Source organism: Flavobacterium sp. GP15, from assembly GCF_014281985.1.
In the GTDB taxonomy this organism is placed as follows: domain Bacteria; phylum Bacteroidota; class Bacteroidia; order Flavobacteriales; family Flavobacteriaceae; genus Flavobacterium; species Flavobacterium pygoscelis.
The window spans coordinates 65,826-88,219 of sequence record NZ_JACFTC010000002.1; the positions used below are offsets into that span (position 1 = coordinate 65,826).

General features: G+C 29.1%; 24 protein-coding genes. All 24 read left to right on the forward strand.

Annotated elements, in window-relative coordinates; all coding sequences use genetic code 11:
• The first annotated feature begins 13 nt into the window (after window positions 1-13).
• The 24 genes from H2650_RS04480 (at window position 14) to H2650_RS04595 (ending at window position 22,379) form a co-directional block, all read left to right on the forward strand.
• Window positions 14-1,447 (forward strand): RagB/SusD family nutrient uptake outer membrane protein, encoded by a 1,434-nt coding sequence (locus H2650_RS04480; protein ID WP_188049569.1) that lies wholly within the window; start codon window positions 14-16, stop codon window positions 1,445-1,447.
• A 236-nt stretch (window positions 1,448-1,683) separates the two neighbouring features.
• Entirely contained in the window at window positions 1,684-2,553 is an 870-nt protein-coding gene (locus H2650_RS04485) for an ABC transporter permease (RefSeq protein ID WP_188049570.1), read from the forward strand.
• 279 nt (window positions 2,554-2,832) lie between these two features.
• Window positions 2,833-4,191: an ABC transporter ATP-binding protein gene (locus H2650_RS04490; RefSeq protein ID WP_188049571.1), complete on the forward strand. Its 1,359-nt coding sequence runs from the start codon at window positions 2,833-2,835 to the stop codon at window positions 4,189-4,191.
• Window positions 4,188-4,919 carry an FkbM family methyltransferase gene (locus tag H2650_RS04495; protein WP_188049572.1) on the forward strand — a complete coding sequence of 244 codons (732 nt, stop codon included), beginning with the start codon at window positions 4,188-4,190 and terminating at the stop codon, window positions 4,917-4,919. Before H2650_RS04490 ends, H2650_RS04495 begins: the two co-directional genes overlap by 4 nt.
• The gene (locus H2650_RS04500) at window positions 4,919-5,704 is read left to right on the forward strand and encodes a glycosyltransferase (protein ID WP_188049573.1); all 786 of its coding nucleotides are present in this window, start codon (window positions 4,919-4,921) and stop codon (window positions 5,702-5,704) included. The genes H2650_RS04495 and H2650_RS04500 overlap by 1 nt, the downstream gene beginning before the upstream one ends.
• Entirely contained in the window at window positions 5,701-6,627 is a 927-nt protein-coding gene (locus tag H2650_RS04505; protein WP_370566806.1) for a glycosyltransferase family 2 protein, read from the forward strand. Before H2650_RS04500 ends, H2650_RS04505 begins: the two co-directional genes overlap by 4 nt.
• On the forward strand, window positions 6,621-7,529 hold the full coding sequence (locus H2650_RS04510; RefSeq protein WP_188049574.1) for a glycosyltransferase family 2 protein: 909 nt from the start codon (window positions 6,621-6,623) through the stop codon (window positions 7,527-7,529). The genes H2650_RS04505 and H2650_RS04510 overlap by 7 nt, the downstream gene beginning before the upstream one ends.
• A complete protein-coding gene (locus H2650_RS04515; RefSeq protein WP_188049575.1) occupies window positions 7,522-8,475 on the forward strand; it encodes a glycosyltransferase family 2 protein in 954 nt (317 codons plus the stop codon). Before H2650_RS04510 ends, H2650_RS04515 begins: the two co-directional genes overlap by 8 nt.
• A 17-nt stretch (window positions 8,476-8,492) precedes the next feature.
• Window positions 8,493-9,395, forward strand: a complete 903-nt coding sequence (locus H2650_RS04520) for a glycosyltransferase family A protein (RefSeq protein ID WP_188049576.1) — start codon at window positions 8,493-8,495, stop codon at window positions 9,393-9,395.
• Window positions 9,385-10,290, forward strand: a complete 906-nt coding sequence (locus H2650_RS04525; RefSeq protein ID WP_188049577.1) for a glycosyltransferase — start codon at window positions 9,385-9,387, stop codon at window positions 10,288-10,290. The genes H2650_RS04520 and H2650_RS04525 overlap by 11 nt, the downstream gene beginning before the upstream one ends.
• Window positions 10,287-11,507, forward strand: coding sequence for a hypothetical protein (locus H2650_RS04530; RefSeq protein WP_188049578.1), 1,221 nt, complete (start codon window positions 10,287-10,289; stop codon window positions 11,505-11,507). Before H2650_RS04525 ends, H2650_RS04530 begins: the two co-directional genes overlap by 4 nt.
• The gene (locus H2650_RS04535; protein WP_188049579.1) at window positions 11,497-12,186 is read left to right on the forward strand and encodes an FkbM family methyltransferase; all 690 of its coding nucleotides are present in this window, start codon (window positions 11,497-11,499) and stop codon (window positions 12,184-12,186) included. The genes H2650_RS04530 and H2650_RS04535 overlap by 11 nt, the downstream gene beginning before the upstream one ends.
• The gene (locus tag H2650_RS04540; protein ID WP_188049580.1) at window positions 12,186-13,208 is read left to right on the forward strand and encodes a glycosyltransferase; all 1,023 of its coding nucleotides are present in this window, start codon (window positions 12,186-12,188) and stop codon (window positions 13,206-13,208) included. Before H2650_RS04535 ends, H2650_RS04540 begins: the two co-directional genes overlap by 1 nt.
• Before the next feature lie 5 nt (window positions 13,209-13,213).
• A complete protein-coding gene (locus H2650_RS04545; RefSeq protein WP_188049581.1) occupies window positions 13,214-14,122 on the forward strand; it encodes a glycosyltransferase family 2 protein in 909 nt (302 codons plus the stop codon).
• 8 nt (window positions 14,123-14,130) lie between these two features.
• A complete protein-coding gene (locus H2650_RS04550) occupies window positions 14,131-14,799 on the forward strand; it encodes a cytidylyltransferase domain-containing protein (RefSeq protein WP_188049582.1) in 669 nt (222 codons plus the stop codon).
• A gap of 15 nt (window positions 14,800-14,814) precedes the next feature.
• Complete coding sequence (gene neuB / locus H2650_RS04555; protein ID WP_188049583.1) at window positions 14,815-15,855, forward strand: N-acetylneuraminate synthase; 1,041 nt, start codon at window positions 14,815-14,817, stop codon at window positions 15,853-15,855.
• Window positions 15,855-16,424, forward strand: a complete 570-nt coding sequence (locus H2650_RS04560) for a hypothetical protein (protein WP_188049584.1) — start codon at window positions 15,855-15,857, stop codon at window positions 16,422-16,424. Before neuB ends, H2650_RS04560 begins: the two co-directional genes overlap by 1 nt.
• Window position 16,425: 1 nt before the next feature.
• Window positions 16,426-17,550, forward strand: coding sequence for a UDP-N-acetylglucosamine 2-epimerase (neuC, locus tag H2650_RS04565; protein WP_188049585.1), 1,125 nt, complete (start codon window positions 16,426-16,428; stop codon window positions 17,548-17,550).
• Window positions 17,547-18,122 carry a polysaccharide deacetylase family protein gene (locus H2650_RS04570; protein WP_188049586.1) on the forward strand — a complete coding sequence of 192 codons (576 nt, stop codon included), beginning with the start codon at window positions 17,547-17,549 and terminating at the stop codon, window positions 18,120-18,122. The genes neuC and H2650_RS04570 overlap by 4 nt, the downstream gene beginning before the upstream one ends.
• Complete coding sequence (locus tag H2650_RS04575; RefSeq protein ID WP_188049587.1) at window positions 18,123-18,494, forward strand: polysaccharide deacetylase family protein; 372 nt, start codon at window positions 18,123-18,125, stop codon at window positions 18,492-18,494.
• Window positions 18,495-18,585: 91 nt separating this feature from the next.
• Window positions 18,586-18,858, forward strand: coding sequence for a hypothetical protein (locus tag H2650_RS04580; RefSeq protein WP_188049588.1), 273 nt, complete (start codon window positions 18,586-18,588; stop codon window positions 18,856-18,858).
• Window positions 18,858-20,249, forward strand: coding sequence for a hypothetical protein (locus tag H2650_RS04585; RefSeq protein WP_188049589.1), 1,392 nt, complete (start codon window positions 18,858-18,860; stop codon window positions 20,247-20,249). Before H2650_RS04580 ends, H2650_RS04585 begins: the two co-directional genes overlap by 1 nt.
• Window positions 20,240-21,328 carry an acyltransferase gene (locus tag H2650_RS16000; RefSeq protein ID WP_188049590.1) on the forward strand — a complete coding sequence of 363 codons (1,089 nt, stop codon included), beginning with the start codon at window positions 20,240-20,242 and terminating at the stop codon, window positions 21,326-21,328. The genes H2650_RS04585 and H2650_RS16000 overlap by 10 nt, the downstream gene beginning before the upstream one ends.
• A complete protein-coding gene (locus tag H2650_RS04595; RefSeq protein ID WP_255462795.1) occupies window positions 21,306-22,379 on the forward strand; it encodes a glycosyltransferase family 4 protein in 1,074 nt (357 codons plus the stop codon). Before H2650_RS16000 ends, H2650_RS04595 begins: the two co-directional genes overlap by 23 nt.
• The last annotated feature ends 15 nt before the right edge of the window (window positions 22,380-22,394 follow it).

The following is a 22,394-nucleotide window of genomic DNA, read 5'->3' on the forward strand; positions in this document are numbered from 1 at the left end:
AAGAAAAGAAATAATGAAAAAAATATATTTATTACTTATTGCCTCAATAGCAATATCTTCTTGTACCGACACAGATGCTTTGTCACCTGTCAATCAAACAAGAATTAGCGACGTTACTGCATTTGAAACACCAGATAGAGCTTTACAGCAGGTTTTGGGTATGTATGGTGGTGTCAAAACAGGACAGTTTTATGGCGGAAGATATTTTAATTATCAAGACGTGCGTGGGGAAGAGTTTAATAATGATAGATCTAATGGTGTTACCAACTTATTTACATGGAATTTTGGTTTACAATCTAGCACTAACGAAGTTAATAATTTATGGTACGCTGGATACTTAGCCATTAATAGATGTAATGTTGTTATTGCGGGTTTAGAAGGAGCTCCTATTCCAGCATCATTAAAAGTTCAGTATAAAGCTGAAGCATCATTTTTAAGAGCTTTGTCTTATTATTCTATGCTTACTTTGTACGCTAGACCTTATTGGGATGGTAATGGTTCAAAACCAGGAATACCGTTGCGTTTAAAACCCGAAACAAATAGTGGAAGTAGTGATTTAGCTCGTGCATCAGTTGCCGCTGTTTATGACCAAATCATAATTGATTTAGATTACGCTGAGGCAAATTTACAGTTGACTAATGCGAATGCCTATGACAATACAACTAGAGCGCATAAAAATACTGCTATTGCATTAAAAACTAGAGTATATTTAAGTATGAATAAGTATGATAAGGTTATTGCTGAAGCTAATAAAATAGTTACAATGTCAGCTCCTTTCTCTTCTATTACCGGAGTTTCAAATAAATTAGCTCCTACTATAGGTGCTGTTTTTGCTACTCCTGCATTAACCACTGAGAATATGTTTTCATTTGCTTATAGTCCTACAGATATTCCTGGAACGCAAAATTCATTAGTTAGTTATTACAATCCAACTGTTGGTACTGGCGAATATTCCTTGCTTCCTACAGGAATCCTTTCAAATGCTGGTTGGAAGTCTACTGATGCACGAAAAGCTTTAAATGTCGTGAATTCAGGAAAAACGTATTTGAATAAATGGACTAAAAATGCTTCAGATCCTGATTTTGTTGCTGTAATTCGTTATGCTGAAGTACTTTTAAATCTTTCAGAGGCGATTGTAAGAGATAATAAAACAGTTGATGCAAGAGCTATTCAATTATTGAACGCAGTAAGAGGTAGATCAGATGCTACTACTATATTTACGGCGGCGTCTTTTGCGACTTTTCAAGATTTATTAAATCAAATTGCAATAGAAAGAAGGATTGAATTACTAGGTGAAGGTTTTAGATCTCCAGATATTATGAGATTAGCACAAAATTTCCCTGCAAAGGGTGGTGCTCCATCTGTAGCTACAACAGATTCTCAGTACATATGGCCAATACCATTAAATGAGCTTTTATATAATAAATTATGTCTTCCTAATGACTAATAAAATAAAATTATATTGATTATTAAGTTTTAGAATTAGTTGAAAGAGCATCCAGTTTAATAACTGGGTGCTTTTTTTATTTATACGTTTTTATGATTTACCTTTACACTATTTTTTTGTCTACTAAATTTATATTTTTTGTCTAATAACATTTTTATACTAACCAGTTAATGTGAAATGTTGAAAAATTAGTTTATCTTAAGACAGACTTTAGTAATAGATTATAGCATAAATAAATGAATCATTCAGAAAAGAAAAATAACGATTGGTTGTTTGAGATAACGCCAAAAAATAAATTTTTCACACTTAATTTAAAGGAAGTTTGGCAGTATCGAGATTTATTGTTTCTTTTTGTCAAAAGAGATGTGGTAACAATGTACAAACAAACCGTTTTAGGGCCGCTTTGGTATCTGATTCAGCCGTTATTTACCTCAATTACTTTTACTATTATATTCAATAATTTAGCAGGAATAAGCACAGGCAGTGTTCCTCCGTTTTTATTTAACTTAGCAGGAATAACGATATGGAATTATTTTACGGCCTGTCTCAACGGAACGTCTAATACCTTTGGTAGCAACGCAGGTATTTTTGGAAAAGTCTATTTTCCGCGACTAATTGTTCCGCTTTCAATTGTAATTTCTAATCTAATTAAATTCGGAATTCAATTTTTTATTTTTATTGTTTTCTATCTCCTTTATTACTTTCAAGGTGCTGCTTTACATTTTAACCCTGCGATTGTATTTTTTCCTTTTCTAATAGTTTTAATGGGTATATTAGGCTTAGGTTTGGGAATGGTTATTTCTTCATTGGTTACCAAATACAGGGATTTTAGTTATCTAATAGGTTTTGGAGTACAGTTGCTCATGTATGTATCTGCAGTGATGTACCCTCTGGCATTGATTAAAGAAAAAATACCTCATTATGCTTGGCTGGTACAATACAATCCTTTAGCTTATGTTATTGAAAGTACGCGATATATGCTCTTAAATGTGGGTGAAGTTTCTGTTATAGGATTAATTTATACAACTGTGGTAACAATAAGTTTATTTTTAGTAGGAGTTTTAATTTTTAATAGAACTGAAAAGAACTTTATAGATACAGTATAATCTTTTCAAGATGTACTGTTTAAGACATAATGATAGGTTTTTTTTAAATTAAAAGTAACGTTTCCTAAGTAAAATAAAGTGTAATTTATCTCTTTCATTCCTGTGACTGAGTTTGCGAAGCCGTGTAAAATAGTCGCCTATTTGTGTTTATAAAATTTAGGAATTGATTTTAGAAAACTTTTAAAAGAGTTGATTTTTAATTATTTATAAAAGTGACCACCAAAAAACTGCACTTATAATAAACAGTCAACAAGAAGAAGAAATAACTCAAAGTAAATAATGGACAAAGAATTACGAAATAAGGAATTAAACATTCATTCCACTTCTTATGATGTTGAAGAGAAGAATGGAGATGTTATTCTTAAAGCCGAAAATATTTCCAAACAATACCGCTTAGGCCAAGTCGGTATAGGTACGCTGAGTCATGATTTAAATCGTTGGTGGCACCAAATAAGAGGTAAGGAAAATCCATATCTAAAAATTGGCGATGTCAATGACCGTTCTACAAAAGGAAATAGTGATTATGTTTGGGCTTTACAGGACATCAATTTTGAAGTTAAACGAGGAGAAGTCCTTGGGATAATTGGTAAGAACGGAGCAGGTAAATCTACTTTGCTCAAAATATTATCTAAGGTTACAGCGCCTACCACTGGAAGTATAAAATCAAGAGGAAGAATTGCTTCCTTGTTAGAAGTAGGAACTGGTTTTAATGGTGAAATGACTGGTAGAGAAAATATATTTCTCAATGGGGCTATTTTAGGAATGACCAAAAAAGAAATTGCCTCAAAATTAGAGGAGATTATTGATTTTTCTGGTTGTGAACGCTATATTGATACACCTGTAAAAAGATACAGTTCAGGAATGACCGTTCGTTTGGCTTTTGCAGTTGCCGCTTTTTTAGAACCCGAAATTTTGGTTATTGATGAAGTTCTCGCCGTGGGTGATGCTGAATTTCAAAAAAAGGCTATCGGTAAAATGCAGGATATTTCTAGAGAGGGCGGAAGGACTGTTTTGTTTGTAAGTCATAATATGGCGGCGGTGAAGAATTTGTGTACGCGAGGGATTGTTTTGGAAAATGGAAAAGTTGTTTTTGAGGGTAAAGTTGAAGATAGTATTGCTAGATATTTTATGACTGATGATTATAATAGTTATGATGAGCAAATAGGTGTTTTTAATTTTAATTCTCATCTAGACAAAAAAAATCCTAATTATGGATTATTAAAAGCTGAATTATTTTGTGATGGAATATTGAGTAATTCAGTATATTCAGGATCTAAATTTGAATTGAAGCTATATTTTAATGCGCAACGAGATTTTTTTGAGGGTGAGATTGGTATTGTATTTAAAGATTGTGATCAGATCTCTTATATAGGTTTAAACAATAAGCATTTAGGAAATAGTATTGAAATTAAAAAAGGCCCAGGAATAGCATCAATCATAATATATGATTTTCCATTATATGCTTCAGAAGATTATTGGATTAATTTATATTTTGGGGATCAAGGTCCAAATTATGAAAGCCTTGAAAATGCTATTAAAGTTCAAGTCATTGGTGAAGATGTTTTTGGATCTGGCAGAAAATTAGATACGGCTTGGAATAAAATTATTCATAAAAAATTAGAGATAAAAAAATTATGAGATATTTAATTAATTGTTTGTTTCTGTATTTAATAAAAATTCTAAACAAATTTGGAAAAGGAGTTTACATAAAAAGAAGATTTCTCTCTAGTGAAAATATTTTGATTAATAATTTTAAAGAAAATTCAAATTTTGATTTCATTCAAGTTGGAGCTAATGATGGAATAAGTTTTGATTTTTTATATGATTTTGTAATAAAGAGAGATTCTACGGGCATTGTAATAGAACCTATAAAGGAATATTTTGATGAATTAGTAATAAATTATAAAAATTTTCCAAAAATCATTAAAATAAATAGTGCCGTTCATCCGACAGAAAAAGAAGTGTCTATTTATAAAATTGCATCTAACTCGCAATGTAAATACCCTGATTGGGTAAAAGGAATAGCATCGCTTGATCCTTTGCATCATAAAAAAACAAATATTGATACAATTGATATAGTAAAAGTTAATGTAATATCTGAAAATTTGATGAATATTATAAAATACAATTATAAAAGTACTAGTATAGATTATTTTCAAATAGATACAGAAGGGTTTGATTATGAAATTTTAAAAATGCTAAGTTTTAGAGAATTTAAACCAGCTATGATAAAATTTGAAAGCGTGAATTTGAATAAAGAGGATAAAGAGAATTCATTAGTATTGCTAAGGAAAGAAGGTTATTATTTGTTTCATGAATTAGGCGATACTGTAGGAATAGATTTGCATAAAATTAAAATGATTTAATGATTCCAAAAATTATTCATTATTGTTGGTTTGGTGGTAAACGAAAGCCAAAACTAGTTCAGGATTGTATCAAATCCTGGCGAAAATATTTGCCTGATTATAAATTTATTGAATGGAATGAAAACAACTCAGATCTATCTCATCTTTTTGTAAAAGAAGTATATCGTTTAAAAAAATGGGCTTTTGTTGCTGATTATATACGTTTGAATGTTCTATATGTAAATGGAGGTATTTATTTAGATACTGATATGATGGTTTTGAAATCTTTCAATAATTTATTAGATAACAAATGTTTTTTTGGAGCGGAAGATAAATTTTTTATTAGTTGTGGGGTAATCGGGTCAGTAAAAAATAATGAATTTATTAAGGATTGTATATCGCAATATGATTTAATAAGCATAAATAATGATATTGATTTTAGCCATATTACAATACCTAGAATTATTACAGATATTTATAGAAAAAAATATAATTACTTTTTATCTTTTGATAAAAAAACAGAGCAAGATATTATTGTTATCTATCCCTTTACTTTTTTTTATCCATTACCGCATAGTAATAAAGAAGATTTTAAACAATATAAAGATTATTTGTCCTCAGACAGTTTTGCAGTCCATCTGTGGAATGAATCTTGGATAGATTATAATGAATTTCAGTACTTAAAAAAAGGAAAGTATTTTTTAGGTATAAAATTAATTTTGAAAAATATTTTTATAAAAGGTAAAATTGAGATGTCATATTTTAGAAAAATTTTATCTCATTTTAAAGCAATATTAATCAAGTGAACCAACAAATATCCATAATAGTTCCCTGTTACAATCAAGCACAATATTTGTCTGAGGCTTTGCAATCTGTATTAGAGCAAACTTATACTAATTGGGAATGTATTATAGTAAATGATGGCAGTCCAGATGATACTGAACAAATAGCTAAAAGATGGTTAGAAAAAGACTATCGATTTAAATATGTTTATAAAGAAAATGGGGGATTAAGTAGTGCCAGGAATGCTGGCTTGGATTTGTCTATTGGAGATTATATTCAGTTTTTAGATAGTGATGATGTTTTGAACAAATTCAAATTAGAAAAATCAATCAATAGCATTAATGAAAATAACGCAAAATTAGTTGTCTCAAATTTTGAAATGTTTACAACAGAGTTTACTACAACCAGCAAGCCATACTGCGTTTTAAAGAAAGAATACTTAAATTATAAATCTATTTTATATGATTGGGATGTGTTGTTTTCAATACCAATTCATTGCGGGCTTTTCAAGCAATGTTTTTTCAATAATTTTAGATTTCCATTAGAGCTTAAAGCAAAAGAAGATTGGATAATGTGGATATCAATTTTTCAAACCAATCCTAATTGTGTTTTTCTTAACGAAACTTTAGTTCTATATAGAATTCATTGCAGCAGCATGACAAAGGATTTAGATTTAATGCAGGAAAATCTTTTAAAAGCCTTAATTTATCTCAAAAATCATTTGAACATAGTAGATTTTGAGCAGTTATTTATTTGTAAATTCAAAGCGATGTATTTACAAATAACTACTTTAGAAACAGAGATTAAATTTCATAAGAATAAATTGTCTGTGTTGAAAAATTCAAATACATTTAAGTTGGCTATCAAAATCGTTGCTTTTTTAAAAGTGATAGGATTCGTAGGTTTTTTAAAATTTATTAAAAAAAAACCTTATAATTTATGTTAGCAATTATCATCCCGTTTTATAAGGTGACTTTCTTTGAGGCTACTTTACAGTCGTTAGCCGATCAAACAGATAAGCGCTTCAAAGTCTATATTGGCAACGATGCCAGTCCAGAAGACTGCACTTTTTTGCTTAGAAAATTTGAAGGAAGTTTTGATTTTAAATACCATCGTTTTGAAAAAAATATAGGACGAGCTACTTTAACAAAGCAATGGGACCGCTGTATTGCTTTATCAAGTAATGAAGAATGGTTGATGGTTTTATGTGATGATGATACACTTAATAAAGACTGTATTGCAGGTTTTTATAATAACATGCCATCAATAATTAATTTTAGATGCGATGTAATACGTTTCGCGACTATAACATATAATGAAAAAGACAAACTTTTTTCTAGTCTTTATACACATCCCAAAATCGAAAAAAGTACTGATTTTTTTTACAGAAAACTAATGGATCAAACACGAAGTTCATTGTCCGAATATATATTCAAAAGAAATAATTACGAACAACATGGCTTTAAGCATTATTCTTTAGCATGGCACTCTGACGACCGCGCTTGGCTTGAATTCTCAGGTTTTCAAAACATTTACACTATTAATTCATCAAGTGTTAGCTTTAGAATAAGCGAAGAGAATATTTCTAGAGCTAATTATAAAACAGAAGAAAAGATAAATGCCAAGGTGGATTTTTATAGATTTTTTGTTTTCAAGCATATTAATAAATTTCGACGATTCCAACGCAGAGATATATTGTTGCAATATGAACAACTAATTTATAAAATAAATCAGGTTGATTCTATTTTCTTTTGTAGAGTAATATTTTTATTTTTTGCAAATTTTTATTTTTTGCAATCAATAAAATTCACAAGACGTGTAGTAATATATTTAAGAAAAAATGTCTAAAAGTCCAGCAGTTTCAATTATAATTCCTGTCTATAATAGAGCAAATTTATTATCTTTTACCCTAGATAGTATTGTTAAACAAACTTTTACTGACTGGGAATGTATACTAGTTGATGATCGAAGTATGGATAGCTCTTTTAGTCTTATTAAAGAATATCAGATTAAGGATAATCGTTTTAAAGTTTATAAAAGACCTAGTCAATTAAAAAAAGGTGCGAATGCGTGTCGTAATTTTGGATTTACCAAAGCTACAGGCACCTATATAAAATGGTTTGATAGTGATGATATCATGTTGCCTAAACATCTAGAAATTGCCCATGATACTTTAATCAAAAATCACTTAGACTTTGTTGTTACGGAAACAATAAATTTTGATCACGAAACTAAAGAATTATTAGATTCTCCAAATGCATTGTATAAAGCTAATGTTGATTTTACTGCAGAAAATATTGCATTATATAGGATAGGATGGATTACAGATGATTTTTTAGGACACAGAAAAAAAGTAACAAATATTGTATTTAATGAATCAATAACTGACGGAGATGAATATAATTTTTTCATTAAAGTATTTCAGCAACATTTAAATGGTATTTTTATAAAAGAAGTAGTAACACATAGAAGATTACATAAAGATTCGATTTCAATTAAAAATAAACTAGACAAGACAAATTACATGTTAATTTTTGCTAATTTAAAACTTGAAACTGCAAAAGATTTGATGGTGTATAATGATCTAAGATTAATAAAATGGTTTTTATCTGGATATATGCAAGTTTCATTTGATTTAGCATTAAAAAAAAAGAAAACATATAATACTGATGAAGGATTCAAAATGATTTGTAAATACTTTTCTTTTAATAAAGGTATTGCTTTTTTCCTCGCTTTTTATCTAGCGTATTATTTCAAGAGAGGATATGTAATTATGAAATATGCACGAACTTAATTTAATAGTTAATCAAAATGAATTTAGTTTCTATAATTATCCCAATTTATAATCAGGAAAAATATTTAAAAGAAACATTAAATTCTGTTGTAAATCAAACATATTCTAATTGGGAATGTATTTTGATTAACGATGGAAGCAGTGACAATTCAGTTAGTGTTCTAAGCGAATATGTTTCTAAGGACAATCGTTTTGTATTTATAAATTCTGAAAACAAAGGAGTTAGTAGTGCTAGGAATTTTGGATTGAAGCGTGCTAAAGGATATTTTATCTTATTTCTAGATGGTGATGATTTAATTCACCCCGATAAAGTTAATTTAGCAATTTCTAGTTTTCAGAAAAACATTAATTTAGATATCGTATTTAATTGTACGAATTACTTTCAAAACACTGTTGATAATACTTTATATCCCATAACATTAAATTCTAATTTGCTTAATTTTAATGATTTATTGTTGTTTTGGGGAGATAAAATAATAATCCCAATTCATAGCGCTATTATTAAAAAAGATTTGTTTGATGGTATTGAATATAATTGTGACCTTACGGCCCAAGAAGATTGGTTAGTGTGGTTGCGTTTGTTTCAGAAAAATCCAAAAATATTGGTTTTGGATAATGTATTAAGTTACTACAGAAAACACAACAAAAGTCGAACACAAAGTTGTTCATTCGAAGAAGATCATTTTAAAGCAATGGAGATTTTTGAAAAATACATGGATTTAGAAAGTTATAAATCACTAATGCTACATCAAACAAAAAGATATTATAAAAGAGCTTACGATAATGCAAATAAATTAAATGAAATAAAAAGAAGCAAAACATTCAGAACTGCACTTTTTGTAAAAAGTAAGTTGAAGAAATTTAGATTGTTATCTGTGATTAGTTTTTTAAGTGCTAATTTTTTTAAAGATGAAAAATAATTTAGCTATAGTAATTCCATATTATAAAATAAATTTTTTTGGAGCAACCGTAGAATCCTTAGCTAATCAAACCAATAAACAATTCAAAGTTTATATCGGAGACGATGCGAGTCTTGATAATCCAAAAGAATTACTAGATAAATATCAGGATCAATTTAATTTTGTTTATCAAAAATTTGAAGAAAATCTAGGAGGAATATCTTTAGTTCAGCAATGGAATCGATGTATTGCCCTTTCTAGTAATGAAGATTGGATTATAATTTTGGGGGATGATGATGTGCTTGAAAGTAATTGTGTCGAATCTTTTTATTCAAATTTAAAAGAAATAGAAGATTTGGATAGTACTGTAGTACGCTTTGCAACTCAGGTTGTTGATAAAAACGGTAAAACAATATCCAAAATTCATCAACATCCTAAAATAGAAATAGCAGTTGATTTTTTGATTAGAAAGTTTAAAGGAGGAACTCGCAGTTCTTTGAGCGAGTATGTTTTTAAAAAGAAAGTTGTAGATAAGGTACAATTTAAAGATTTTCCTTTGGCTTGGTATAGTGATTTATTAGCAGTTTTGGAATTTTCGAATTGGAAACAGATTTTTACGATAAATGAAGCAATTGTTTATTTTAGATTAAGTGGAATAAATATTACAAGCAGAACGGATGATAGTGTAATCAAAAATATTGCTACGTTTCAGTTTTACCATTTTTTGTTACATAAGTATGACACTAAATTATCTAAGCAATTAGTTCAAGAAATTTTTAATCGTATTGAAAAAACATTATTAGATAATAAGAAAAATCTTAAGCGTTGGTTACAACTTTTTTCATTGTATCTTAAGTTCTTGCAGTTCAAAAGATTTTTCACTTTAAGTTTAAAGATAAAAAAAAGTATTAGATGAGGTTTTTAGTTATTGTTCAAGATTTGAGGGTTTCAGGAACAAGTGAGGGTATCGTTTCTCGTTCTTTTATTGCTAAATTGAGAAAAACCTATTCAAAATCTGTAATTGATTCAGTTTATATTGCTCATACTGATACAGAGGATCGCTTGGATTTGTTACCCGTTGATACAATTAAAAAACATATTGTCAATACTAAAGTTCCTTTCTGGACTTTATTTTGGAATCGGTTTTATTGGAGGTTGTTTCATGTTTCTTTAAAAGAACGTTATATTCATAAACAATATGCAAAAGTTATTGAAGCGTTAGATTATACAACTTATGATCATATTTTTATTAGAAGTGCAGGAATAGATCACGAAATGATTTTGGCAACTCATAATTTACCAATTCTAAAAAAAGCAATAGTTAATTTTCACGATCCATATCCTCTATCTTGGTATGTAGGAACAAAAACTACTTCTTCAAATTTAGAGTTGTTTAGATTAAAAAGAATGATGGAAATTGTTGCTCAAGCTAAAACCTGTTCGACTTCCGCACAATGGATGTCTCATGATTTAGAACATTTATATGCATCAAAAAACAAGTTTTATACTTTGCCACACCAGTTTGATGAGACAGTATTTGATTTGTCTGATAAAAGTCAAATGTTAGCTAAAAATAAAAAGATTAGCATTTCGTATCATGGAGCTTTGATGTTTGGTAGAAATATTGAGAATTTATTGATTGCCTATCAAGAATTATTGCAAGAAGATGTTATTTATAAAGAAAATACAGAATTTGTATTAAGACTGAAAGGAGATGGAATACAACAATTAAAACAAAAATTTAGCTCAATAGAAAATTTTCAGATTTTGGATTGTTTGAATTTTTCTAACTCATCAAATGAGCAAATTCACGACAGTGATATTGTTATTATTCTCGAAAACGGCCCTTTGTACTGTAATGTTTTAGTTGGAAAAGCACCTTTTTTGGCTGCTTTTGGCAAACCTGTTTTATGTGTTTCTCCTGAAAAAAGCGAATTGAGAGAAATTATTACAGACAAAAAGTTCATTGCAAATATGAATAATGTACAAGAGATAAAAGAAAAATTAAAGGCTTTGATAGATCATAGAATGATTTCTAACGAAAAAGTAAACCCATTTAGAGATTACTTCTCCGATGCTAATTTTAAAAAGCAGTTGTATAAAATACTTAATCATTTAGAAGATGATAAATGAAATAAAAGAAATTATAAAGAGAAAAATTTATAAAAGATATAATATTAGCTTTTCTAAATCAGGAGAAGATATGCAATTAAAACAAATTTTAAAGGTTAATAGAATAGGCGTTTATGTTGATGTTGGCTGTTGGGATCCTGTTAAAGCTTCTAATTCTTATTATTTTCATTTGAGAGGTTGGAAAGGAATTTGCGTTGACCCTAATCCTAAAATGCAAACACTATTTACCAAAAAAAGGAAATCAGATATTTTTATTAATAATGCTGTAGGGATAGGTAATGAAACATTGACCTATTATATGTTACAAGATGCTTTTTCCTCTATGAATACATTAGATTATAGTTTTATAAAAGAACATAACTTAGAAAATAAAATTGTAGAAAAAAAAGAGATTCAAACAGTTAGTTTAAAGTCAATATTATCGAAACATTTAGAAAAAGGTGAAGTGATTGATTTTTTAGATATAGATGTTGAAGGATTTGATTTGGAAGTTTTACAATCTAATGATTGGGAAAGATTCAGACCAAAAATAATTTTAGTAGAATCTGATACTGATTTGAAAAATGATTTGCAAAGTGAAATTACAAAATATTTGCAGAGTAAAGAATATAGAATAATATGTAAAACGTTAATAAGTGGAGATTTAGGTAATGTTTTTTTTGAAGATATTAGATTATAATGCGAGTAGGAACCAATCCACGTAAAAACGGAAAACACGAAAAGATTAATTATCTTCATCAATTAATCATTCCCGTTTATATTCCTAATAACGAAGGGTATTTCAGCGACTGTTTTAAAATTTTACAACTTTGCTTGAATTCTTTGTTTAAAACGGTTCATTCCAAAACCTTTATTACTATTGTTAATAATGGGAGTTGTGAGGAAGTAGTGAATTATCTCAATGGACTTTATAACAATGAATTTATAAAGGAACTCATTCATACTTCTAATATTGGTAAAAATAATGCGGTATTAAAAGGGTTGAAAGGACATTATTTTATGTATGTAACTATAGCTGATGCCGATGTTCTTTTTTTGAATGGATGGCAAAATGAAACAATGAAAGTTTTTAATACGTTTCCTAAAGCTGGAGTTGTTGGAATAGTCCCTCAATTAAAATCATTTTCGTATTTATGTGCGAATGTATTATTTGATAATTTTTTTTCAAATAAATTAAAATTCACAAAGGTTATTAACCCAGGAGGAATAAAACATTTTTATAAAAGCATTGGTTGGGATAATGACTATAATAAAGAATATTTGCGTTATCAATTAACGATTTCAGACAGTTCAAATTGTAAAGCAGTTATTGGTTCTGGGCATTTTGTGGCAACATACAAGAATGAAGTTTTGGAACAAAATTTAAAAATAAAAATAGATGAATATATAAGTTCAAAGTTTGATCGATTGCTGTTTGATGTTCCAGTTACTAAAAAAGGAGGTTGGCGTTTAACAACGGAGAATAATTTTGCTTATCATATGGGGAATGTTTATGAAGATTGGATGAAAAAAGTATTAGATGATTTAGCGGATGAAAGTAAAAGGATTACTCCAGGCTATTCTAATTTCGCTCTAAAAAGTAACAAGTTGAGCTATTTTATTAAAAATCAATTGTTCAGAAGGTTTTTGAAAAACAAAACTATACTTCGTTATTTTATGATTAAAAAAGGACTACCAAAAGATATCGCACAGAACTATTAAAATATATGAATCCTATTTTCTCCATACTCATCACTACTAAAAACCGAAAAGCCGATTTGGAATTCACATTGGCTAAAATTCAGCATTTACTTGATCAAAATAATGTAGAATGTATAATATATGACGATGGCTCGGCAGATAATACAAGTACTTTTATTAGAGAAAATTATCCCAATATAGTTTTATTGCGAAACGAGTTTTCTAGAGGATATCTTTTTTGTCGCAATCAAATGCTCAATCAAACCAAAGCGGATTATACGATTTCTTTAGATGATGATGCTCATTTTGAATCAAAGAATGTACTTGAGAATATAGAAAATCATTTTAAAAAGAATCCGAAATGTGGTGTCGTAGCCTGCAGAATATTTTGGGGTTTAGTACTACCGCAACATACATCTTCGAACGAACAAGTAATAAGAGCAAAAAGTTTTGTAGGTTGTGGACACGTATGGAATATGCTAGCTTGGCATAATATTCCTGATTATCCCGAATGGTTTGTATTTTATGGCGAAGAAGAATTTGCGGCTTTTCAATTGTTTAAAAAAGGTTGGGAGGTTCATTATTTGCCAGAAATATTAGTTCAACATAGGGTAGAGGTAAAATCACGCAAACAACAAAACGATTATCAAGTTCGTTTGCAACGTTCCTTGCGTTCGGGTTGGTATCTTTATTTTTTATTTTATCCAATTCCAGTTATTCCTCGAAAATTATTTTATACACTTTGGATTCAACTAAAAACGAAAGTGTTAAAAGGTGATTTGAAAGCATTAAAAGCAGTTTTGTTAGCTATGTTAGATGTTTTGTTGGCTATTCCAAAGATTATTAAAAATTCAAATAGGCTCTCAATGAAGGAATATAAGGAATATCAGAAACTAGAAGAAACTAAATTGTATTGGAGACCAGAGGATAAATAAACTGTTATATGAAAACCATTGCCATAATTCCTGCTAGAGGTGGTTCTAAGAGATTGCCTCAGAAAAATATTAAATTGCTTGATGAAGTCCCATTACTATCCTTTAGTATATTATTTGCACAAGCCAATAGTGAACTTATTGATGAAGTGTATGTTTCGACAGATGATGCCGAAATTAAAAAAATTGCTTTAGAATATGGAGCAAAAGTAGTTGACAGACCCGAGCAGATTTCTGGTGATTTTGAACCCACAGTCTCTGCATTAAAGCATGTGTTGCAATCTATTGATTTAGAGGTTGAAAATGTTATTTTACTTCAAGCTACCAATCCTATTCGTCCAGAAAATTTATTGAAAGAAACTTTTGAAATATATCAAAAAAAAAAGTGTAACAGTTTGTTTACGGTTTCAAGAAATCATAAAAAATTCGGAAAAATAATAGATCAAAGGTTTATTCCAGAAAATTATAAAATTGGTCAAAGAAGTCAGGATATCGATCCTCTGTATTTTGAAAATGGATTACTATACATTACAAAAGCGGCTTTAATTCTTGAAGATATAATTATATCTGAAGATGCTTATCCTTTCGAAATAGATCATATTTTTGCCAACGTTGATATCGACACACAAGAAGACTTTGACTACGCTAAATATTTATACCACAAACATATAAAATCCTAATTAGGAATCTAATTTATGAATCCATTTATAGAAATTGCAGGCAGAAAAATAGGTGTAGATTTTCCGCCATTAATCATTGCCGAAATCGGAATAAATCACGAAGGTTCTTTGCAAACAGCCAAAGAAATGGTTGACGCTGCAAAAAGAGCAGGTGCTGAAGTGGTAAAACATCAAACGCATATTGTAGAAGATGAAATGAGTGGAGCTGCTAAAAAAGTGATTCCAGGCAATGCGGATGTTTCTATTTATGAAATAATGGAACGTTGTTCACTCAATGAAGCGGATGAATTAGAATTAAAAAAGTATGTTGAAAATAAAGGAATGATTTTTATATCAACACCTTTTTCTCGCGCAGCAGCCGAAAGATTGAAAAAATTTGATATTCCCGCCTTCAAAATTGGTTCAGGTGAGTGTAATAATTATCCTTTATTAGAACACATTGCTTTGTTTGGTAAACCTGTTATTTTGAGTACAGGAATGAATACGATCGAAAGTGTTCAGAAAGCAGTAGCTATATTTGACAAACACAATGTTCCAGTAGCTTTGTTACACACCACCAATTTATATCCAACACCAATTCATTTGGTGCGTTTTGGTGCAATGGTCGAATTGCATGAAGCTTTTCCAGACAAAGTCTTCGGATTGTCAGATCACACGTTGAATAATAATGCTTGTTTAGGAGCAGTAGCTTTGGGAGCGAGTATTTTAGAACGTCATTTTACAGATCACATGCAGCGCACAGGTCCAGATATTGTTTGTAGTATGGATGAAAAAGCCTGTCAAGAATTAATTAACTCTTCAGCCGAAATAGCATTGATGCGTGGTGGAACTAAAAAACCAGCAGACGAAGAGCAAGTCACAATTGATTTTGCTTTTGCAACGGTTTGTTCTATAGCAAATATTAAAAAGGGGGAAGTGTTTTCTAAAGAAAATATTTGGGTAAAACGTCCAGGAACAGGAAAAATACTAGCGGAAAATTTTAGTGGTATTCTTGGTAAAATTGCTACAAGAGATATTGAAAATGATGAACAATTAGATTTTAATGATTTTGAATAATGAAAGAATTTGTAGCTTTTTTATTGATTAGGGTTTATAATAGTAAAACAATTCTTGATGAAATTATACTTTCAGCATTTGATAAAACTGTTGCGGACGTTCAGTATCATTTTCCAAATTTATCAACTGCTGATATTGAAACTAGTATTAAATCGAATAGTAATGAATTGGCAATCTTCTTATATAGATTAGGTAATGAAATTCATAAACATGGTTTAGAAGAGTTGAAACCTCAAATACATTGGTTATTAAAAGAATTATGTTGCTGTGAAATTTATTTCAATAACATTATTGATGTAGGTTTTTACATTGTACATGGTCAAGGAACTATTATTGGAAGCAGAAATACAATTGGAAAAGGATTTATTGTTCATCAAGGTTGTACTATTGGACATAAAAAAAATGGTCATGGTGATGGCAACAAGATTGGTAATAATGTTACCATATATTGTAATTCTTCAATAATAGGAGAGCTTACAATTGGTGATAATGTTATTATTGGAGCTCATCTATTAATAAATAAGGATATTTCTGATAATAAAATAATTACAATAAATACTTTAAACTAAATTGAAAAAAATTCTTTTCCTAACAGGAACACGAGCTGATTTTGGCAAAATAAAATCATTGATTTCAACTCTTGATAGGGATCAAGATTTTGAAGTTTTTGTTTTTGTTACAGGAATGCATTTGCAGGAGCAATATGGATATACCCTCATTGAAATTGAGCGCTGTAATTTTAAAAACATTCATACTTTCGAAAATCATACTCATGAGACTACGATGGATTTAACTTTGGCAAAAACCATCGAAGGGTTGTCGGCTTACTGTAAACAAGTCAAACCTGATTTGATTGTTGTTCACGGCGATAGACTAGAAACTTTAGCAGGTGCAATTGTAGGTTCTTTAAATAATATTTTGGTAGCTCATATAGAAGGAGGAGAATTATCAGGTACGGTGGATGAATTGATTCGTCATAGTGTGAGTAAATTGAGCCACATACATTTTGTATCTAATAATGAGGCCGCTAAAAGATTGAAGCAAATGGGCGAAATACAATCTTCCATTTTTACCATTGGTTCACCCGATATTGATATTATGTTTTCGGATAATTTGCCTGATTTATCGGTTGTAAAAAAATACTATGATATTGGTTTTGAAAACTATGCCATTGTAATGTTTCATCCTGTTACGACAGAGGTAAATCAGATGCAATCGTATGCAGAAACTTTTGTTAATGCATTAGAAGCCGATAATCATAATTATATTGTTATCTATCCAAATAATGATTTGGGAAGCCAATTTATAATAGAAGAATATAAAAAATTAAAATACAATTCCCGATTCCGGATTTTTCCTTCACTTCGGTTTGAATATTTTTTGACACTATTAAAGAATAGTCAGTTTATAATAGGTAACAGTAGCGCAGGAATTCGGGAAGCACCTTATTATGGAATTCCAATTATTAATATTGGAACTCGTCAACAAAATAGAGCAGTTCAAGCCGATATTATTAATGTTGATTATGGATTTCAAGCAATCAAAGAAGCTTTATCAGTTATTGATATTCATAAAATTAAAAGGTCAGATGCCAGTTTTGGAAAAGGAAATAGTACAGCATTATTTCTCGAGTGTCTTCAAAAAGAGAATATTTGGCAGTTGAATCACCAAAAACAATTTAGAGACAGAGAATGAGTTTTTTAAAGACAATTAAAAATTGGTACTATATTTCTTTAAAGGTAAAAAGTAGGCTTCTAATCGGTAGACCTGTTTTAGTAATGATGTATCATAGAATTAATAATTCCGTTGGAGAAAAATTAACAGGATTGTCAGTTGATATTTCTAATTTTGAAAAGCATTTACTTTTTTATAAAAATAATTTTCAAATTCTAAGACTAGAGGAAGAGTGGACTTCTCTAAAAAAAACTGGACTTGTAATTACGTTTGATGATGGTTATGCGGATAATATTATAAATGCATTACCGCTATTAGAGAAATATCAGCTACCTGCAACCATTTTTGTAACGACTTTAAATATAGACTCTAAAGACGAGTTTTGGTGGGATCGTTTGGTTTTTGATTATTCCAATTGCAAGGAATCATTTTATGTTCCGAAACAAAATAACGCAATTTTAAAATCAAATCGTTCCTATACGTTTCTTACTGATTTTGTTCATGCATTGCGAAATGAAGAGAAAGAGGAATGGTTTTTAGCGTTTGAAAAGATAAACAATATCTCTTTTTCACATAGAGAAGAATTTCGTTAATTGACAAGATCAGAGTTGAAATTGTTATCAGAGCATCCTTTGATTTCAATAGGAATACATACACATAACCACTACTCTTTAGGAACTTTGAGTTATGAAGAGCAAAAAAAAGAGTTGCAATTATCGATACAAAAGTTAAACGAATTAACAACTCAGAATATAAAATATCTGGCTCTGCCTCATGGTTCCTATAATCAAGATACAATTGAGGTTATGAATGATTTGAATTTGTCAGCAGTTTTATTAGCTAATAATTATTATTCAAGCAGTGAAAATAAAGCCAGTAGAAAAGTTTATAGAATTTTGATGCCAAATATTAAAGATAAAGAATTAAGAAATTATATTAAAAAATATGATTTTAAAATTTGGTAGTAGAAAGTTCTAATATAGAAATACTTTCTACAATTGTAAATTTTCAATTATGTGAAAAAACTTCTCAATTATCTCCCTAAACATTCACAGATTGAAAGAAAAGGGAATTGAATGGCTAATTATGACAGATGAAGTTATGATTTTTAATGATGAAATAATTTTATGCCATACTTGGTATGCTAGAAGTTATGGTTTAAGTGAAAAACATACCAAAAGAATAAATAATTTATTAGGTAAATCTTTAAATTTTGAAATTAATAGAAAAGAGCAAAAGTCGAAAATTATTTTTTACAAAAAGAAAACATTTGCAATTGAACAAATGATTAAAAAACAATATAGGCGAATTTGTTTAAAATTAAAGTAATGAAAAAACTAGCAATAGTTATAACAGACGGAGTCGGATTTAGAAATTTTATTCTAAGTGATTTTCTACCTGAAGCAGAACAGCAATTTGATGAGGTAGTTATTTTATCTTGTTTGTCAGCATCTGTTTATGACGGTTTTCTGCAAAAAACAAGAGTTATAGAATTAGCCGTTTTTGAAGAAAAATTCCAAACTTGGTTTTTTAGGAAAGCTAAAGAAGTAGCGCATTTGCAACTGCATAAAAAAGGTAATTTTGGAATTACAGATAATTTAAAAGTAAACAGGTCAAAAACAAAAACTCCGAGAGGATATGCTTCTCGGTTTATTTTTAAATGGACTTCACTATTTCATTCGGAAAATTGGATTCAGCGATATACTAAATTGCAACAATTCTCTTTTAAAAATAATGCAATTGTAAAAGAGTATAAAACAATTTTACAAAAAGAACAATTTGATATGTTGTTTTTTACCCATCAACGGCCTCCATTTATTGCACCATTGGTTTATCAGGCAGAGAAATTAAAAATAAAAACGGCTTCGTTTATTTTTAGTTGGGACAATCTGGCTTCGAAAGGGAGAATGGCGGCTGACTTTGATTACTTCCTGGTTTGGAGTGAATTGATGAAGACTGAATTACTACATTTTTATAAAAAAGTTAATGCTGAGGATATTGAAGTTGTTGGTACACCACAATTTGAGCCTTATGTTTTGGAACGATATAAAGTTACGAAAGAGGATTTTTATACCCAATTTAATTTAAATGCTGTAAAAAAAACTATTTGTTTTAGCTGTGGTGATATTTCGACGAGTAAGAATGATGAACTGTATATAACTGTAATTGCCGAAGCTATTCAAAAAAGTAAAATTGCAGATGTCAATTTTGTAGTTCGAACTTCTCCTGCTGAAAATCCCATTCGTTTTGAAAGCTTTGTTGCCAAATATCCTTTCATAAAATGGAATTATCCCAAATGGCATTTATCTAGAAAAGGACATCAAGAGGAATGGTCACAACGAATTCCATCAAAACAAGATGTTATAGATTTAAGAAGTATTTTAGAATATTCTGATTTAAATGTTAATATGTTGTCTACCATGAGTCTGGATTTTATGCAATTTGACAAACCAGTAATTAATCCTGTTTTTGGTAATAATGAAAATGGACTTTATGATGACCAGCGTTTTTTAGAATATCCGCATATTGAATACGTTGTTAACTCCAAAGCCAGTCAAATTGTTAAAACGGAACAGGAGTTAATAAACGCCATAAATTTATATCTCCAAAATCCAGAGATGGATACCGAAAAAAGAAAAGAATTAATTCAACTGCAAATCGGAAAACCTCTAGAAGGAACATCTAAACGAATCATTTTAACACTTTTAAAATGGGTATAAATACAAAGAGAATAGATTTACTAGACAGTTTTAGAGGTTTGGCAATATTAGGTGTGCTGTTTACTCATTTATTCTATAGATGGAATGATGCTACCTACCCTTATTTATATGCAAATCTATTTCATTATGGTTTTAAGGGAGTACCTTTTTTCTTTATGATTAGCGGGTTTGTAATTTGTTATACTCTTGAAAATACGTTGACATTTGTTGACTTTTGGAAAAAAAGATTTATTAGATTATTTCCTTCCATGTTTATTGCCAGCTCTTTAACCTTTATTTTTTTGTTGGTTTTTGATGAAGAAAAAGTATTTCCAAATAGTCATTTATTCAGGAATTATTTAGTTAGTCTTACTTTTTTATTACCCAATATTTTTGACTTTATTTTTTCTAAAAAAATACACTTTAGCTACATAAATTCAAGTTATTGGAGTCTTTGGCCAGAAATTCAATTTTATTTATATGCAAGTTTAATTTACTTTTACAATAAAAGTAAGTTTTTCAATAACTTTTTAGTTATTTCAAGTTTTATAATTTTAGGATTTGGTTTTATTTCCTATTTTGATTTCGATAATAATGTAATTTTTGAAAAAATAGTTAATTTATTTTCACTTATTAAACATCTTCGATTTTTTTTTATTGGTGCATTGTTTTATCAATTGTTTAGTAAAAAGAGGAAAATTAGGATAAGATATTTGATTGCTGTCCTAGCAATATATTACCTTACCTTTTGGATTTCTTACAATGAAGTAGAAATAATTTCTACTTCAATAATGTATATTCTTTTTCTTATTATGGTTTTTGCTCCAAATTATTTATTTTTTTTAAATAATAAAGTATTAATTAAAATTGGTTATTCTTCTTATTTTTTATATTTAATTCACGAATATATTGGGGTTGTTGTAATAAAAAAGATGGTTAATCTATTTTATCCTTACAGTTTTATTGCACCATTAATGATGATTATTTTGTTTATAATCTTAAGTATTAAATATTCAAAATATATTGAAAGTAAAATAACAATATTTCTACGAAAGTTAATTTTTAAAATACGTTTAAATGAAAATAGCCATACTTTGTAATTACGAACTCTCGCCCGAGCGAGTAGGCGGCATGGATTATTTTTTTTGGCAGTTTGATGCAAAATGCAAACAAAATAACATTCACGTCGATTGGTTTTTTCCAAATCAATCCAGTCATGGCGATTATGCTAAATTGACGATTTTGGATGCTAAACATCAAAATCTAGAATCTTTTTTTCTAGAATATTGTTCCCAAAAACATTCAAAATATAAGTATGTAATTACTCATTTTATAGAATTATGTACGTCTTTTTTTAAAAAAGTAAAAAAGTTTTCAGACACAAAAATTATTGTAATTGATCACAATCCAAGACCTTTGAACGGTTATTCTTTTGTAAAAAAAATAAAGAAAAGAATCAAAGGGTTATTGAATTCTAAATACATTGATACTTTTATTGGAGTTTCTGAATACACAAAAAAAGAGATAGTTAAAGATTTTGGTTTTCAAATAAAAAAGAAAACTAAAGTAATATACAACGGAATTAATATAGAAAGCATTCAAGTAAGAGCGAAACGAAGTAACACTAAACCAAGTTTTTTAACCGCTTCCCACTTGCGTGAATCCAAAGGAATTCAAGATTTGATTCAGGCAGTTTCATTATTACCTGAAGACATAAAAAAGGAAATTGTTATTGATGTTTACGGTAATGGTCCATATGCTTATAAATTAAAACAACAGGTCAAAAGTTTGTCATTAGAAAATTGTTTTAATTTTAAAGGAAGCAATTCTGAATTAAAATCGATTTATTGTATTTATGATTATTTGATTCATCCCTCTCATGAAGAAACTTTTTGTTATAGTGTTGTTGAGGCTTTAGCAGCGAATACAAAAGTAATTACAACTCATGAAGGTGGAAATGTATTATCAATTATTACTCATTTGGAAAATGGTTTTTTATTCGATTCAAAAAACACAAAGCAACTATGCAATTTAATTATTCAAGTTTGGAACGGTACTTTTGAAAACACTAAAGAAACAAGAACTTATATAGAAAATAATTTTTCTTTAGAACGTATGGTTCAGCAACATTTTGCCTTACTTAATCCATAATTAATTATAAATTTG